The organism is Thermorudis peleae, assembly GCF_000744775.1.
Lineage (GTDB): Bacteria > Chloroflexota > Chloroflexia > Thermomicrobiales > Thermomicrobiaceae > Thermorudis > Thermorudis peleae.
Genome location: NZ_JQMP01000004.1, coordinates 97,554 through 111,544, shown reverse-complemented (window position 1 = coordinate 111,544; position 13,991 = coordinate 97,554). Strand labels below are relative to the sequence as shown.

The following is a 13,991-nucleotide window of genomic DNA, read 5'->3' as shown; positions in this document are numbered from 1 at the left end:
GTTAGAACGGTGTGCGGTAGATGATGTCACCAATCCGGATCATCTTTGGATCGGGCAGGCCACTGCCGGCGAGGCTCCCGTCGGCTCTCCGATAGCGGTGGATCACGGCGACTTTGAAGTTGCCATCAAACAGCCGCACGACTTCGGAGTGGTTGCAGTAGAATGGGTGTAATGGATCGGTCACGTGACGGCTGCGCTTTATCTCTTCGGTCAGCTCACCGCGTTGATAACGTTCCAACAACCCGCTGTCGCGGAAGAGGCGGCGTAGTTCTAGTGGCTCAACGATGATTTCGCGGGTTGGAGATGGATTCATGGATGAGCAATCCTTCCTCGAACAAGTCGCTCGCTCAATCGCTGCAGTGCTCGCTGGAGAGCGTTCGCCGGATGAGTTCGTGACAGCGGTCCTCTTGCCAGGATGGGATGCACAGCACCTTGGGCCAAGGGCGGACGAGGTGGTGGCCGATCTGGAGGCGTTGGTGGTCTGGCGGAGCGAGCACGTCCTGGATGAGGAAGCGTGGCGGACCGAACTCCGCCATGTGTTGGAACGTGTTCTTGCATGGCTTAACACCGGAACTTCCGCCACTCCCGTTGACGTTGAGGCATGAACTGCTGACCACCAGCTGCCATTGCCTATCCCGGCGCTGGACTATCTGTACCGGATTCTGGTAGCCCCTTGTGCAAATGACCCGGTCAACCAGCACAACTACCTCCTGTACAGGTGCGCATTTACATCACCAAAAGTTTATCAACCGCGTACGAACGATGCAACTGGTGCTGGTGACATGCTGTTATCCGCCCAAGCAGATCCGACGGGCTGGCGAGCACTGCAGAAGAAGCACTGCGTTGTGTTCAGCGCGGCTGGTCGGTTGCTACTCGGCTTTTGCGCACTGACGTCTTTGATGGTGTTCCTTGTTCGTCCACGTGACATGGCCCTTGCGACCCGTGTGGCAAGACCCTTGCGGCACTCGTCGAAAACAAAGACGACCATTCGTGCGGTTTACCCGGCCTGGACCCAGGCACTGTGTCGCTGAGCCACCTGCTGTGGAACTGCTATCGCGCGCTTACCGCTGCAATGGTCTCAGCGCTCGCTCAAGCGAGCGGCTGATTCATGCTGTCTCCCTGCAGACGAATCAGTTGCTGCTCGTGCCGCGGTGCCGAGCTGCCGCGTCCCCCGGCGGGGGCTGGAGCGGGGAGCGGTAGGGCTCGCCGAGCGTCTGGGCGGTGATCAGCGCGTCGTAGGCGGCCAGCACCAGCCGCGCTGTCCGATACTCGCCGAAGGAGCGCTCCTCGTTCTGCCGCAGCACGGGGAAGGTGCCGAGGACGTACTCGACCTCGCTGCGGCTGAGCCCGTAGAGGAGGAAGTACGCGGCGTCGAGTTCGGCGCGCAGCTGCGCCCGCCGCTCGGGATCCCAGCGGAAGGGCGGGCCGGCGTCGCCGAGGTCGCGCGCGAACGGCGCGAGGTCCCAGACGGTGTAGACCAGCTCGAGCACCCGCGGGCGGATCCAGTCGGCGAGGGTCTCGCCTGGGCGCCAGGGGCAGGGCCGCTCGTAGGCCTGCGGCGGCAGCACGGGGAGTTGCTTCGTCACATGGAATTTAAGGTGTGTTCCTCCGGCTTTAAGTCGGGTGACATAATCGAGAACAAGTGAATTGAAGTTTGTACAAAGTCCGGCAATCATGATCGGCGAGGATTCGTGGGGCAGCAACAAGAGAAAGGTGTCCCCCACTGCCACCCGGGGGGTGACGCTGGCGATCAGCGTGCGCTCATTCGTTGCGTTGGTGATATCCCGCCAGCCGAGGAGCCAGCCGCGCGGCCAGCCCTTGCGCGCGAGCCGGGCCTCGACCTCAGCCGCTGGCACCCAGTAGCGCGGCAGGACGACCAGTTCAGGGTCGGCCTTGGCCGCTTGCGTGAGGGCAATGGCGTCGTCCCGATCGCGCGCGGGCTGCTCGAGCCAGGGCGGGCTGCCGGACTCGGGGGCGGCGTTCCAGCGGCCGGGGCCGCCGTAGCTCGCCCAGCGGTGGTCGAACTGGTGCACGAGCTTGGCCTCGTAGAGCGGGAGATACCGCTCCTCGCCACGCACGAAGACGTTGCCGACCAGCCGGTAGCCGGCAGCCTCAAGCTCCTTGCGCGTGCGGAAGAGTCCTGAGTCGTTGGCCATATCGAACATGCGCAGGAACTCGACGCCCCACGGGTTCGGCTGCGTCGATTTCGTGACGCCGAGCGACGTTCCGAGACGGCGGAGCACCTCGCGGAAAAGCTGTCGTTCTCCGCGGTATCGCGCCACAGCACCGGCACACGCTGGTAGACCGCCCGGGTGATCTCCGCGTCGCGGCGGCTGCGGAAGACCGGGCAGGTGTGGGTGTTGGGGTTGATCAGGGCAAAGTCCGCGGGGCTCAGGCTGAAGACGCGCTCCGGATCACGCAGGTCGTCGACCCGGTGGAGGTAGAAGGCGAAGCGGGCGGGCTCGCTCAGCTCACTGTGCGTCAGCGTCAGCAAGCAGAATTTATAGCTCCGGTGCACTCCTGGGAAGATCGCGCGGCGGTTCTCGAAGTCGAAGAGGCTGACAAGCGCCCGCCTGGCGACGAGTGCTCCGAAGAGATGCTTGGTGGTGTCGTCGGTCGCGATTCCGGTCGGGATGACGAGACCAGCACGGCCATTCGCCGCCAGCATGTGCCAGGCGAGTTCAGTGAAGACGGCGTAGGTGTTGACATCGCCCCGGCCACCGTGTGGGAAGCGGCCGCTCTGGCGCACAAAGCGGCTCTGGCCCTGGGCGGCGCGGAGCGCCTGCTGGTATTCAGCATAGAGCGCTGGATCCTGGTCGGCGAGCGCGGCGATGCGGCGCTTGCGTTCAGCTGCATTGGAAGCGCTGGCAACCTGAGGGGCGCGGACGCGGAAGAACTCTTCTTCCTGTAGCTTCACTCGCTCCCATGGCGGGTTGGCGAGGACGACGTCGAAGCCGCCGTGGACGAAGACGTCCGGGAACGCGAGCGGCCAGTGGAAGAAGCGCAACTCGCTGGCCAGCGCCTGGGCTGCGCCGGTGAGGCGGGCATCGTGGAGCGTGCCGGCCAGGGCCTGGCGCACGTGGTCGGTCGTCGGCACGGTCTCGCTCTGGCGCAGGTCGGCGAAGAAGGCCGCCGTCCAGAGGTCGCAGGCAGCCTGCAGGCGGCGGAAGCGGGGATCACGCTGCAGTTGCTGGTACGCCTGCTCTTTAGCCCGCCGCTCGTCAATTGTCCGTTCGGGCATCTGCGCGACATGTTCAGTGAGACGCCCCAAGTCGAGCAGCGTCTTGTCGAAGGCGACAACGTCGGCCGTGAGGGTGAGCTGGCCAGCCCGTTCCTGGCGGTTGCGTCGCTTGATGCTGCTCGCCTTCGCTTTCTCGGCCGCGTCGTCGCGCTCGTATGCCTCGTCGGGGATACCATCCCGCAATACTGCAAGGTCGAAGACGCCGACCAGCGAGTCGCCGCACTTGATCCGGTGGTCGAGGAAGGTGAGCGGCTGGCCGGGGACATGGGCCTCGATCCAGAGCGCGACCTTGCAGAGTTCGACGGCCAGTGGGTTCTTATCGACGGCGTAGAGGCAGTGGGCAATGACGTCGCGCAGGGCTTCGCGCACGGTCTCGGGCGCTGGTTCCTGCTCGCCGGTGCGAACCCGGGCCAGCTCGCGAGCGAGCCGGCGGGCAGCGGCCAGCAGGAAGTGGCCGGAGCCGGCGGCTGGATCGCAGACCTTGAGGGAGAGGATCACCTGCTCCTGCTCGTCTTTGGTCTTTTTGCCGCGCAGCCGGGCCGCGAGCACTGGCTCGAGCGCACTGGCGACCAGCTCGCGCACGAGTTCCGGCGGGGTGTAGTAGGAGCCGGTCGACTTGCGCTCGAGACCCTGCCCCTGGACAAAGCTGAATGGCTCGCTGGCGGCAAGGTCGAGGACGGGGGCATGGTCGAGCAGGCTCTCGTAGACGGAGCCGAGCTCCTCGACGTCGAGCGCCGCGTAGTTAATGCGTCGCACGGTACCCTGCTCGTCGGCCAGCAAGGAGAGGCCGGCGAGCGCGTCGAGGAGGGCGCGGTTGGTGAGCCGCCATGCTTCGAATGGCTCAGCGCGGAAGAGGTCGCCGTCGAGCACCGGCAGGTCGAGCCGGGCGGCCAGCGGCTGGCCATCGGCTTGCGGGGTGGAATCGCGTAGCACCTGGAAGAGGGCGAGCAGGCCAGCCCAGAGGTCGTCATAGTCGTCGCGAGCCGATTCCTCGACCAGGCGGCGGAGACGGGTGAGGCTATAGCCCTGCCAGTAGATCGTATTGCCGCCGAGCAGGCCGCGCTCCTCGGTGACGAGCAAGAAGAGCAGGCGGTAAACCACGCGCAAGAGCAGCTCATAGTAGCGGCTGGCGGAGAGTTCACCGGCTGCAACCTGCTGGCGTAGCGCTTCGTTCGCCGGGTGGCGCAGGAAGCCGTTGCCGAGCGCCAGCAAAGCGCGCTCGACGCCGTCGCGTAGCCGGTCGCGGGCGCGTGCTCCTTGCTCCTGTCCCTGCTGGTGATAGCGCTCCAGCCAGCAATACGGGGCATCTTCCAGTCCGGTGGGGAGGCGGCTACGGTGGAGCAGCCGGTAAAGGACGACGAAGTCGCCATAGCGCTCGCCGCTGAAGATGGCAGCGAGATCGAACTCGACATACGTCTCAGTGCGCAGCCGCGGCGATGTGCGCAGCAGGCGGAGGGTGAGACCGTTAGTCGCGATGCCCCAGAGCTGGCCGGAGCGGTTGAGGAACTCCTGGACAAGGGCGTGAGGCGAGAGGCGCGGTCGGCCGGAGGGATCGACGCGGCCGAGTTCCTGGCGTGCCCCGGCGATGTGGACAGGCGGGGCGTCGTCGTTCTCGCCGGCCCGGTGCGAAATGGCGTAGGTTTGCCCGTCGAGTTCGTAGGCGCGTGGGTTGCGCACGAGCTCGTAGCCGAGGCGGTGAAACAGCGGGAGCACCCACTCCTCCCGGGTCAGGCTAACGGCACGGTCGTCTTTGGGCACGCGGGCGAGGCGGCGCTGAAAGACGTCCCACCAGGCGAGGGCATCACGGTAGGCCTCAGCGATGTCGTCGCGCAGGGCGCGGTCGTCGGGGAAGCCGAAGTCGCTTGGGCGCTGACCGTCGAGTGAGGTCGGATCGGTCCGCAGCTGGTCGAGCAAGTCGGGGACGAAGAGCCCACCGACCAGACGCACACCAGCGCTCGTCTGGGCTGGCGCACTGGTCAAAGGGCGTTCCAGAGTAAGGGCCATGACGATCCTCCTCTCAAACAGTCAGCAGGTTATCCCAGCCGCGGCTGTGCGACCAGCAGGGCGACAAGGTCAGGCGGCCAGAGCGGGTGGACGTCGAGCCCGCGCTTGCTGGCTTGGGCTGCCTCGCGCACCCGTTGGTATGCCGCACGCAGTGCCTCGGCTCGGCGCTCGAGGAGCATGCCCAGCGGGCCGTGTGGTTCGGGCTGGGTCAGGAGCGGCGCAAGCGTGTCCAGGGCAAACGCGGCGAGTTCGCGCCGTTCGCCGAGCGCGACCTCGGCCTCAGGGCGCGCCTGTTCCAGCAGCGGCAGGGCCTGGTCGGGCTCGAGCCAGGTTTCAGCGAGCAGGTCGTAGCCAACGACGAGCGCTTCCTCAAGCACGGTGTCAGGTCGGTTCGGCCGGCTGACCGCGTAGCGTACCCGGAGCAAGGCCAGGGCCGTGACGGCGCGCACCAGGCTCGTGCGGACGACACCCACCCGCGCTACCGCGGCAGTGGCCTGTCCGCTGAAGGCGAGCTCGAAGAGATAGCGTGCCAAAGTGGCGACGAAGGGATGGTTGCGGACCAGGGCGGTCACGCCGGCCGGCGGAGGATCAGCGAAGGTGATGCGCCAGCGTCCGGCGCGCTGGTCACGGGGGAGGGCGAGACGGAGCGCATCGGGCACCGTCACCAGCGCAGCCGGGCTGAGGTCGATCGTCCATACCCCTGGCTGCGCCTCGTCGGGCACAAAGTGGAGCCCGAGGCGCTGGCCGGCGCCGAGCACGAAATCGCGAACGTCAGCTTCCGTACCGAGGACGGCATCGCAGGCGTTGAGTTCCTCGATTGCTGCTGCTGGGTCGATGGCGGCTTGTGCGAAGCGGGTGCGGCGAGCCCGCTCGCGTTGGGAGTCTTCATCCCAGCGTTGGAGGAGCTGTTCGGTCGGGTCAGGGCCGAAGGGGAGCGCGAGCTGGGCCTGGCGTGGCCGCTCGAAGAGACGGTGAACGAGCAACTCGGCCAGCCAGCCTTCGTCCTCAGGCACCGGCACGTGTACACCGAGGGCCTGGCGGATCTGGGTCGCCTTGCGGATCAGCACCTCGACAACTTCGGCATCGACGGGGTTATCGCGGCCATAGTAGCGGACGGCGGTCACGGTGGGCTGCGGCTGGCCAAAGCGGTCGACGCGCCCCTCACGTTGCTCGAGCCGGTTCGGATTCCACGGCAGGTCGTAGTGGATAACGGCGTCGAACCCCTCCTGCAGGTTCACGCCTTCGCTGAGGCAGTCGGTCGCCACCAGCACCCGACGCGGCGCCTGCAGCAATTCGGCGACACGGGCGCGGCGCTCTTCGTCGCCGAGGCGGCCGGTGACACAGCCGACGGCGGCATCAGGGGCAGCGGCAGCCAGCGCCTGCTTCAAGTGCGCTGCCAGATACTCTGCCGTGTCGATGAAGATGCACCAGATGACCGGGTTGCGGCCCTGCTCGATCAATTCGCGGACGATCGCGATACACTGCTGCAATTTGGAGTCGTCAGCCGGGGCGATTGCGCGGGCCAGCCGCTCGAGTTGGCGAAGCCGGCGCTTGGTTGCCTCCGCGAGGCCGTTTGGCGCAACGATTGCGGCTTCGAGTTGCGTGGCCGGTACTTCGTCGCTCGGAAGACGCTCGCTCGGGTCGAGCGCGAGGCCGCTACGGTCGTCTTCCTCGCTGCCCTCATCTGCCCAGAGGAGGGGGATGAGCGCTGTCGCCTCGTCGTCGTGGGCGGCATGGCGGCGTGCGAGCGCCTCGGCACCGGCATGGGGGCTCGACATCACGCAGCGCAGCAACGTGAGGGCGGCCCACCACTGGAAACGGCGCTGGCGATCGGGTAAGTTCCGGCTGCGCTCAACGAGGTCACGGCAGAAGGCGAAAGTCTCTTCGAAGAACTGGCGGTACGGTAGCGACAACGTGTAGGTGCGCTCGATCGCCTGGCGTGTGGGGTAGAGCGTGCGGGCTTCCGGCCACTGGGTGATGATGTCGGCGCGGGTGCGCTGGATGAGGTGCCGGGCCAGTTCACGCTGCTGCTGTGGCGTGAGCTGGTCGAGTGGCCAGCTGGCAAAACTCGGGTTAAGCAAGCCGAGCAAACGCTGGAAGGCATCGCGGATACCGCTGTGTGGCGTAGCCGTCAAGAGGATCAGATGGCGGAGCGGATCGCGTGCCAGTTTTGAGACGAGTTCATAGCGCAAGTGCCGCGGGTCGCGCTCGCCAGCACCTGCGGGAACGACACCGTGCGCTTCGTCGACGATGACAAGGTCGGGCGGGTGCTGCAGGAACGGCTCACGGTTGCGCGGCAGCTTGAGAAAGTCGATGCTGATGACCGTCACCCGGTAGTGCTGGTAGAGGGAGCGGCCTGGGGGGAGCTGGCGCTCGAGCTGGCCGAGTGTCGCTGGGCCGACAATGACCGGTTCGAGGTGAAATTTCTCGCGTAACTCAGTCGCCCATTGGTCGCAGAGTGCAGGTGGGCAGAGGACGGCCAGCCGCTGGGCATCGCCCGCATCAAGAAGCTCACGGGCGATCAGGCCCGCTTCGACCGTCTTGCCGACACCGACGTCGTCGGCGATGAGTAGTCGCACCGGGGCGAGGCGGAGGGCCATGAGCAACGGGACAAGCTGGTACGGCCGTGGCCGCACGCTGATGCGCCCTAGCGAGCGCAAGGGTGCCGCTCCTTCCCGCAGTTGCAAGCGCGTGGCCTGCCAGAGCAACCGCACTGCCTCGGCATCGGCGATGGCCTGGGCGTCGGGCATGGGGAAGTGATCGGGCTCGATGCGCTCGCTCGGCACGGTGTGGCCAAGTAACTGGGCGAGCTCGCGGTGGACGATGATGGCATCGTCCGTCGTGGCAGTGAGGGGGCGTAACACGAGCGTCGCCACGTCGTCGCCAGGCAGCACCACCCACTGGCGATGGCGAAACCGCACCACAGACCCAGGCTGCACGCTCATCCCGCCACCTCCTTGTGCCTTCCCCGAACAGGATGACCGATTCACCTGCAGGGCGTCAAGACGTGCATCACGTGATGATGTCGACGTCTCGGTGCGGAAACTGAAGGAGAGGCACCTGAGCGCGGGAGAACGGCTCGAGTGGGAAGCAGTGGAAACGGTAAAGGGGGAACCCACCATCCTGGCTCCCCTTCACGTTCGAAGGCGGTACACGAAGCAGTGGAAATAAGGGGAACCCCACCCTTCTCGTTTCCCATGCATTGATACTAATGGTGGCTGGAGACATCCACTGCGGAGAGTGCGAGGCGTGGACGGCGATCGGCATGCCGGTGCTGCCATGCGCTGCGACGCGCCGTCTGGGTGGTGCACGGCGCCGCGGAGCCAAAGAGGCCCACGGTGGAGAGAGAGGAGGAACGGCTGTGACCGCGTCAAACGAACTGCCGCCTCCGCCCAACGATGGGCAACGCATTGTGATCGTCGAGATGCCGAGCCGTGGCCCAAGCTTCCTGGTTACCCTGTTCTGGTTCATCTTCATCGGGAGTTGGGCCTCGTTAGCCTGGTCGTTGCTGGCCTGGTTGCTGATTGTGCTGATTCTCACCATGCCAATTGGCTTGGCCATGATCAACAACGTGCCCCGCATTGCAACGCTCCGTGAGCCAACGCGGCGGACAACCGTGGAGCAGCGTGCGGGCATCGTGCTCGTCTCCCAGCAGGAACTCCCGCAACGGCCGTTCTGGCTTCGAGCCGTCTACTTTGTCCTGATCGGCTGGTGGCTCTCGCTGCTCTGGATCGTCCTGGCCTGGCTCTGTGCAGGTACGCTCATTGGCCTGCCGCTGGCGATCTGGCTCTGGAACCGCCTGCCCGCGGTGACGACGCTGCGGCGCTTTTAGCCTACTCGGTCCGCTGCCGTCAGGCGGTGGGTGGCGGTGGTGGTGTACCAGCGGCATTGGCGTTGCGCGTCAGTCCAAGAAGCTGGACGAGTTGCGTGGTCAGCTGGTGTTCGATAACCGGGTACGCTGGCACCAGCAGGCTTGCCGGTTGGGCGGGGAGGCTCGCCTGTCGCCAGACTTCATGCAGGGTGAGGCCAAGCGCCTGCAGCCGCTGAGACAGTGGCGGATGGCGATCGACCGGGTGTCCGACGTGCTCGGCTGCGACCCAGGCCGGTGGCGCGGGCTGGCTGAGTTCCCCGGCGACGCACACGGCCAGTGCGGTGCTCACCGGGGGAAGATTCTCGCCCTTGCCGGTTACTAGCATGCCGGCATACTGCTCCCAGGCCACGGCAGCCACGCCCACCTTGACCAGGGCGGTTGCGATGGCCCGTGCCCCAGCGAGCTGCGCGGCCAGCGCGTCGGCACGCAGCTCACGCTGGCGCGAATAGTGCGCACTGGCGAGCACAAAGTGCCCAGCGGTGAAGGTGAACAGCGGGATGCACGGCAGGATGGCCAGTGCGCGCACGTCGCGGCTGATGGTCTGTCGCAAGTGGCCCAGCGCGGTGAGTGCTCCCTGCAAGGCTGGCGCGAACTCACGGGCATAGCGCGTGTCGGCCCCGTGGAAGTGCGCGAGTTCGTGCCCAATGACTGCCGCCAGTTCATCGGCGCTCCATACGCGGAGAAGGGGGAGGGAGAGGCAGAGCGTGCGGCCGTGCACGGTCCCGCTGGGTATCTGCACCGGGACTTCAACAGCATAGCAGTTCGGTTCGAGCGTCAGCAGGAGCTGGTCGGGGGCAGCGGTGCCGACGTACTGCGCGACCGTATCAACCAACCGCCAGAGGGCGGGGGCGTCGACCCGGCTCAGCGCAACGGCGAAGGGCTCACGCTGGCTGAGCGGCTTGCCCCAGGTGAGCGCCAGCTTCGCCGCCCGCAACGCGGCCAGTCCACTCACGATGAGCACGCCCAGGGCAAGCCGGCCGAAGAACAAGCCGAAGAAGACCATCGGAACCAGTGCAACGACGATGCCGAAGAGGACGGCGTAGCCTAACCCGAGCCCCGCGGCCGTCAGACTGGTGAGCTGGACTGCCTGCCGGAACAGGCGTGGGAGCTGGGTCGGGTCGCGCTGGGCGTGCCTGGCACGGTTGGCCACCACGACCAGCAAGCCGATACTGACCAGCCCGCCAATCACCCCGCCGCGCCGCACGATCGTGCTCAACGTCACTAACATGCACCAGTCCTCGTTGAGGAGTTGCCGCGCGCAAGCCGCCTGCGCTGTCGGATAGGCGCGGATGACCTGCGCAGCCTTGCTCCCCAGCCGCTGCCGAACGGCGTCCTGATACTGTCCATTCAGATGGTGATTGACGCAGGCGCCGCTCAGCCAGAACAGTACTGGCACGAGCACCACCAGAAGCCAGAGGGCGCACTCGCTCCCGCCTGCCTCAGCATTTGCCTGTGGAGACGCCGACATCGCTTCACCCCTCCGCAATCGTCAGCCGCCGCAGCCGACGATGCCGTATGATCGACCAAAATGCGAGAAGACAGGGGTTCCCGCGCCATATCGTTCCAGCCTAGGGGATGGCCGCGACCAACGTCGAGCCCAAGCCGCACGTTCTTGCGCCAGAACATTGCAGCCTCGTGGAAACTGTCTCGACCAGCACGCGACCAGCCAGAGCAGCCCAGCAGGGACACGAGGACGAGGCTGGTGGTTCGGGTATGGACAAGTCGTAGCACCGCGCTGAGATACTATGGGCAGACCGGGAGTGGCCAGGCGACGTGAGCAGGACGCGCCTGGCCACGGTCAGGCGAACAGATCGTATGCATGCGTTGGACGATGTGCCGCAGCCTGAGTGCCGCGCTTCGGATGCTGGGATGTCGAGGAACGCGGCTCAGCGCAAGCCGTGAATCGTCCCGTGTTCGTCAATGTCGATCTCAGCCGCCAGCGGATGACGGCCGAGGCCGGGCATTGTCTGGATATTGCCGAGCAGCACCGCTACATAGCCCGCACCCGCCATCAGGCGCAGCTCGCGTACATCTACTGGGAAGCCCTCAGGTCGGCCAATGAGTTTGGGATCGGGGCTGAGTGACATCGCCGTCTTCGCGAGGCAGATCGGCAGCCGGTCGTAGCCGTGCTCGGCCAGCAGCGTAAGCTGCCGCCGGGCGGCCGTGCTCCAGCGCACTGTGCCTGCCCCGTAGAGCGTGCGTACCACTGCTTCTACCTTACGTTCCAGCGGCCAGTCAGGCTCGTAGAGCGGCTGGAAGTGTGGGGTCGGCGCAGCCGCCCGCAATACAGCCTGGGCGAGTTCTACCCCGCCCTCACCGCCACGGGCATAGACGTCAGCGACGGCAGCATCGGCGGCGCCGAACTCCTGGGCGGCGGTTAGCACGCGCTCAAGCTCGCGCGGAGTGTCGCTTGGAAAGCGGTTGACGGCTACCACGACTGGCACGCCAAACGTGCGCAGGTTCTCGATGTGCTTGGCTAAGTTCACCAACCCGGCCTCAAGCCCAGCCAGGTCTTCAACGCCCGACTCAGCCTCACGTGCACTGCGCCCACCTTGGATTTTGAGAGCGCGCACTGTAGCGACAAGCACGGCTACGTGCGGTGCTAACCCGCTTGCTTGGCACTTTAAATGGAAGAACTTCTCCGCACCGAGCTCAGTGCCAAAGCCTGCTTCTGTTACCACCACGTCGGCCAGGCGGGTGGCGATCACGTCAGCAATAACGGAGCTGTTCCCGGTCGCGATATTGCCGAACGGCCCTGCGTGGATGAACGCAGCCGTGCCCTCCAGCGTCTGCACCAGGTTGGGCTTCAGTGCATCGACCAGCAGGGCGGCCATCGCGCCTGCGGCACCGATCTCCTCAGCCGTCACTGGCTGGCGGTCGACGGTGTAGCCGAGGACGATGCGGCCGAGCCGTGCGCGCAAGTCACGGTAGTCACGGGCCAGCGCGAGGATCGCCATAACCTCGGAAGCGGCGGTGATGTCGAAGCGAGTGACTCGCGCCAGGCTCTCGTCGTCGCCGAGGCCGACGACGATGCGGCGCAATGCTCGGTCGTTGAGGTCGAGTACTCGTGGCCAGCTGATTGTACGCGGATCGAGGGCAATCTGGCGGTGGGCAAGTGCATTATCGAGTAAGGCAGCACAGAGATTGTGAGCCGTGGTGACGGCATGGCCGTCGCCGGTGAAATGCAGAGCTAAGTCGGGGAACGGGACGACCTGCGCGGCCCCGCCACCTGCGCCCGCGCCCTTTGTCCCGAAGGCTGGCCCGAGCGAGGACTGCCGGATCGTGATGGCTGAGCGCTTGCCGAGCCGGCCAAAGGCTTGACCAAGCCCGACTGTGACGGTAGTCTTCCCCTCACCGAACGGTGTTGGATTGATCCCACTGACCAGGACATACGTTGCCGTCGCCTCGGGAAGCCGCTGCAAAACGTCGAGCCGCACCTTCGCCTTGTAAGGCCCGTAAAGTTCGATCTCGTCTTCCTGCAAGCCAAGCTCGGTCGCGACCTCGACAATCGGGCGCAGCCGCTGTGTCTGTTCCACTGCCATCAGTCTCTCCCTTCCACTGTGCAGCCGAGTTCCGTCTGCTTGGCCGTAACCCAGCGGAGGACACCTTCGACAGCGTTGAACGTGCTCCAGTGGATGCCCACGATACCGACCTGCGGCGTCGGAGGTCGGCGTGCCAGCTCGCCGATGAGCTGCCATGGATCGTACCGCATGCCGCCGGCAAGCAGGTGGCCGACAAGCCCGCGTTGCTTCTCGAGGTAGCGGAGTGAGTTGCCCAGACCAAGCCGCAACCCAATCCGGAAGAGCCGATCGAGGCGAAGAGTGCCAGGCAGGCAGAGATAGACCGGCAGGCGGAACCCAAGCTCGCGCATCTGGCTTAGCCAGGTGAGCACAGCATCGGGATCAAAGCTGATTTGCAACACGGCATAATCAGCCAATTCCTGCTTCGCCAGCAGGGACGCACGCAGCCGGTCATCCGGGATGGACGGATGACCCTCCGGGTAGCCAGGCACCCCGAGGCGCTTTGGTCCATGACGCAAGGCACGGAGGGCCTGAAGTAAGGCTAGGCCATCGGGAAAATGACCAGCCGGCTGTTTCTGGTCCCCCCCAACGACAAAAACCTCGTCGATGCCGACAGCCGCAAGTTGCTCCCAAAGGTGGTCCAACTCATCCTGATCGCGGATTGTCCGTGCAGCCAGATGAGGTACTACCCGGACCCCATACTGTCGCAGCACTCGGCTTGTCTCAACCGTGGCTTGGGGACCCTGAGCAGGCGATGCCGTGACCGTAAATGTCAACGTGGGCGACGGCGGAATCTTGGTGAAAAGGTCAGCGACATTGACGCCGGGCAGAACTTCGAGCCGCATCGTAGACAATACCTGGCAAACCCACTGACGATGGAACACTTCCTCCGGGGTGGCGGCTTTGTGCCACTCGCGCATTCATGGTATCCCTTCTGCTGTTCACCCCATAGCGGCAGCCTAGCGAGGGCAGTGCTGCAGGGCATCTTGCTGTCGCTGCAGGAGGAGTCACGCTCCTCCGGCCAACTGATGGCACTGCGCCTGACTTGCCAGAGAGGCTGCAAGTCAGTCGACAGTCAACACAACAGGCAGGCCCTGCTCGCGGCCAGCGGCTTGCAGTTCATTGCTTTCGTCGCTGCCGTCCTGCCCTCTAGTGGCAGCGCGACTGTCCATAACCGACAGCCGCAACGTAGACCGTAGCGAGTCGCTGCAGGCTCTGCAATCGCACTGTTCACTCTTGCTGAACATCATCTCTGCCGACCGTGCCCGGCAAATGGAGATAGCTAATATTCCAGCCTGCAGAACTAGCTACAGTGGCTGAATTGTATGGAGAGAGCAAGCAGTGGGTGACCAAG

9 protein-coding genes are annotated in these 13,991 nt (G+C 65.5%); 2 read left to right on the top strand and 7 right to left on the bottom strand.

The window, feature by feature from the left end:
• Nucleotide 1: 1 nt before the first annotated feature.
• Nucleotides 2-313, bottom strand: coding sequence for a hypothetical protein (locus N675_RS10380; RefSeq protein WP_038039849.1), 312 nt, complete (start codon nucleotides 311-313; stop codon nucleotides 2-4).
• Here N675_RS10380 and N675_RS10375 point away from each other — a divergent pair.
• Nucleotides 312-605, top strand: coding sequence for a hypothetical protein (locus N675_RS10375; protein ID WP_038039848.1), 294 nt, complete (start codon nucleotides 312-314; stop codon nucleotides 603-605). The genes N675_RS10380 and N675_RS10375 overlap by 2 nt on opposite strands.
• A gap of 525 nt (nucleotides 606-1,130) precedes the next feature.
• Here N675_RS10375 and N675_RS14670 read toward each other — a convergent pair.
• Genes N675_RS14670 through N675_RS10365 form a run of 3 tightly spaced genes read right to left on the bottom strand, consistent with a single transcriptional unit; the run spans nucleotide 1,131 to nucleotide 8,190 of the window.
• The gene (locus N675_RS14670; protein WP_051914630.1) at nucleotides 1,131-1,856 is read right to left on the bottom strand and encodes a hypothetical protein; all 726 of its coding nucleotides are present in this window, start codon (nucleotides 1,854-1,856) and stop codon (nucleotides 1,131-1,133) included.
• A complete protein-coding gene (locus N675_RS10370) occupies nucleotides 1,751-5,245 on the bottom strand; it encodes an Eco57I restriction-modification methylase domain-containing protein (protein ID WP_051914629.1) in 3,495 nt (1,164 codons plus the stop codon). The genes N675_RS14670 and N675_RS10370 overlap by 106 nt, the downstream gene beginning before the upstream one ends.
• 29 nt (nucleotides 5,246-5,274) lie before the next feature.
• Complete coding sequence (locus N675_RS10365) at nucleotides 5,275-8,190, bottom strand: helicase-related protein (RefSeq protein ID WP_038039846.1); 2,916 nt, start codon at nucleotides 8,188-8,190, stop codon at nucleotides 5,275-5,277.
• 416 nt (nucleotides 8,191-8,606) lie between these two features.
• Between N675_RS10365 and N675_RS10360 the strand changes: the two genes are divergently transcribed.
• Entirely contained in the window at nucleotides 8,607-9,077 is a 471-nt protein-coding gene (locus N675_RS10360; RefSeq protein WP_051914628.1) for a YccF domain-containing protein, read from the top strand.
• A gap of 19 nt (nucleotides 9,078-9,096) precedes the next feature.
• Here the strand turns inward: N675_RS10360 and N675_RS10355 are convergent, their stop codons facing one another.
• From N675_RS10355 to N675_RS10345, 3 genes are all read right to left on the bottom strand, one after another.
• Nucleotides 9,097-10,584 carry a M48 family metallopeptidase gene (locus tag N675_RS10355; RefSeq protein WP_038039845.1) on the bottom strand — a complete coding sequence of 496 codons (1,488 nt, stop codon included), beginning with the start codon at nucleotides 10,582-10,584 and terminating at the stop codon, nucleotides 9,097-9,099.
• Between the two features lie 418 nt (nucleotides 10,585-11,002).
• Nucleotides 11,003-12,658: a formate--tetrahydrofolate ligase gene (locus N675_RS10350; protein WP_038039844.1), complete on the bottom strand. Its 1,656-nt coding sequence runs from the start codon at nucleotides 12,656-12,658 to the stop codon at nucleotides 11,003-11,005.
• The gene (locus N675_RS10345) at nucleotides 12,658-13,557 is read right to left on the bottom strand and encodes a methylenetetrahydrofolate reductase (RefSeq protein WP_051914627.1); all 900 of its coding nucleotides are present in this window, start codon (nucleotides 13,555-13,557) and stop codon (nucleotides 12,658-12,660) included. The genes N675_RS10350 and N675_RS10345 overlap by 1 nt, the downstream gene beginning before the upstream one ends.
• Nucleotides 13,558-13,991: the final 434 nt, after the last annotated feature.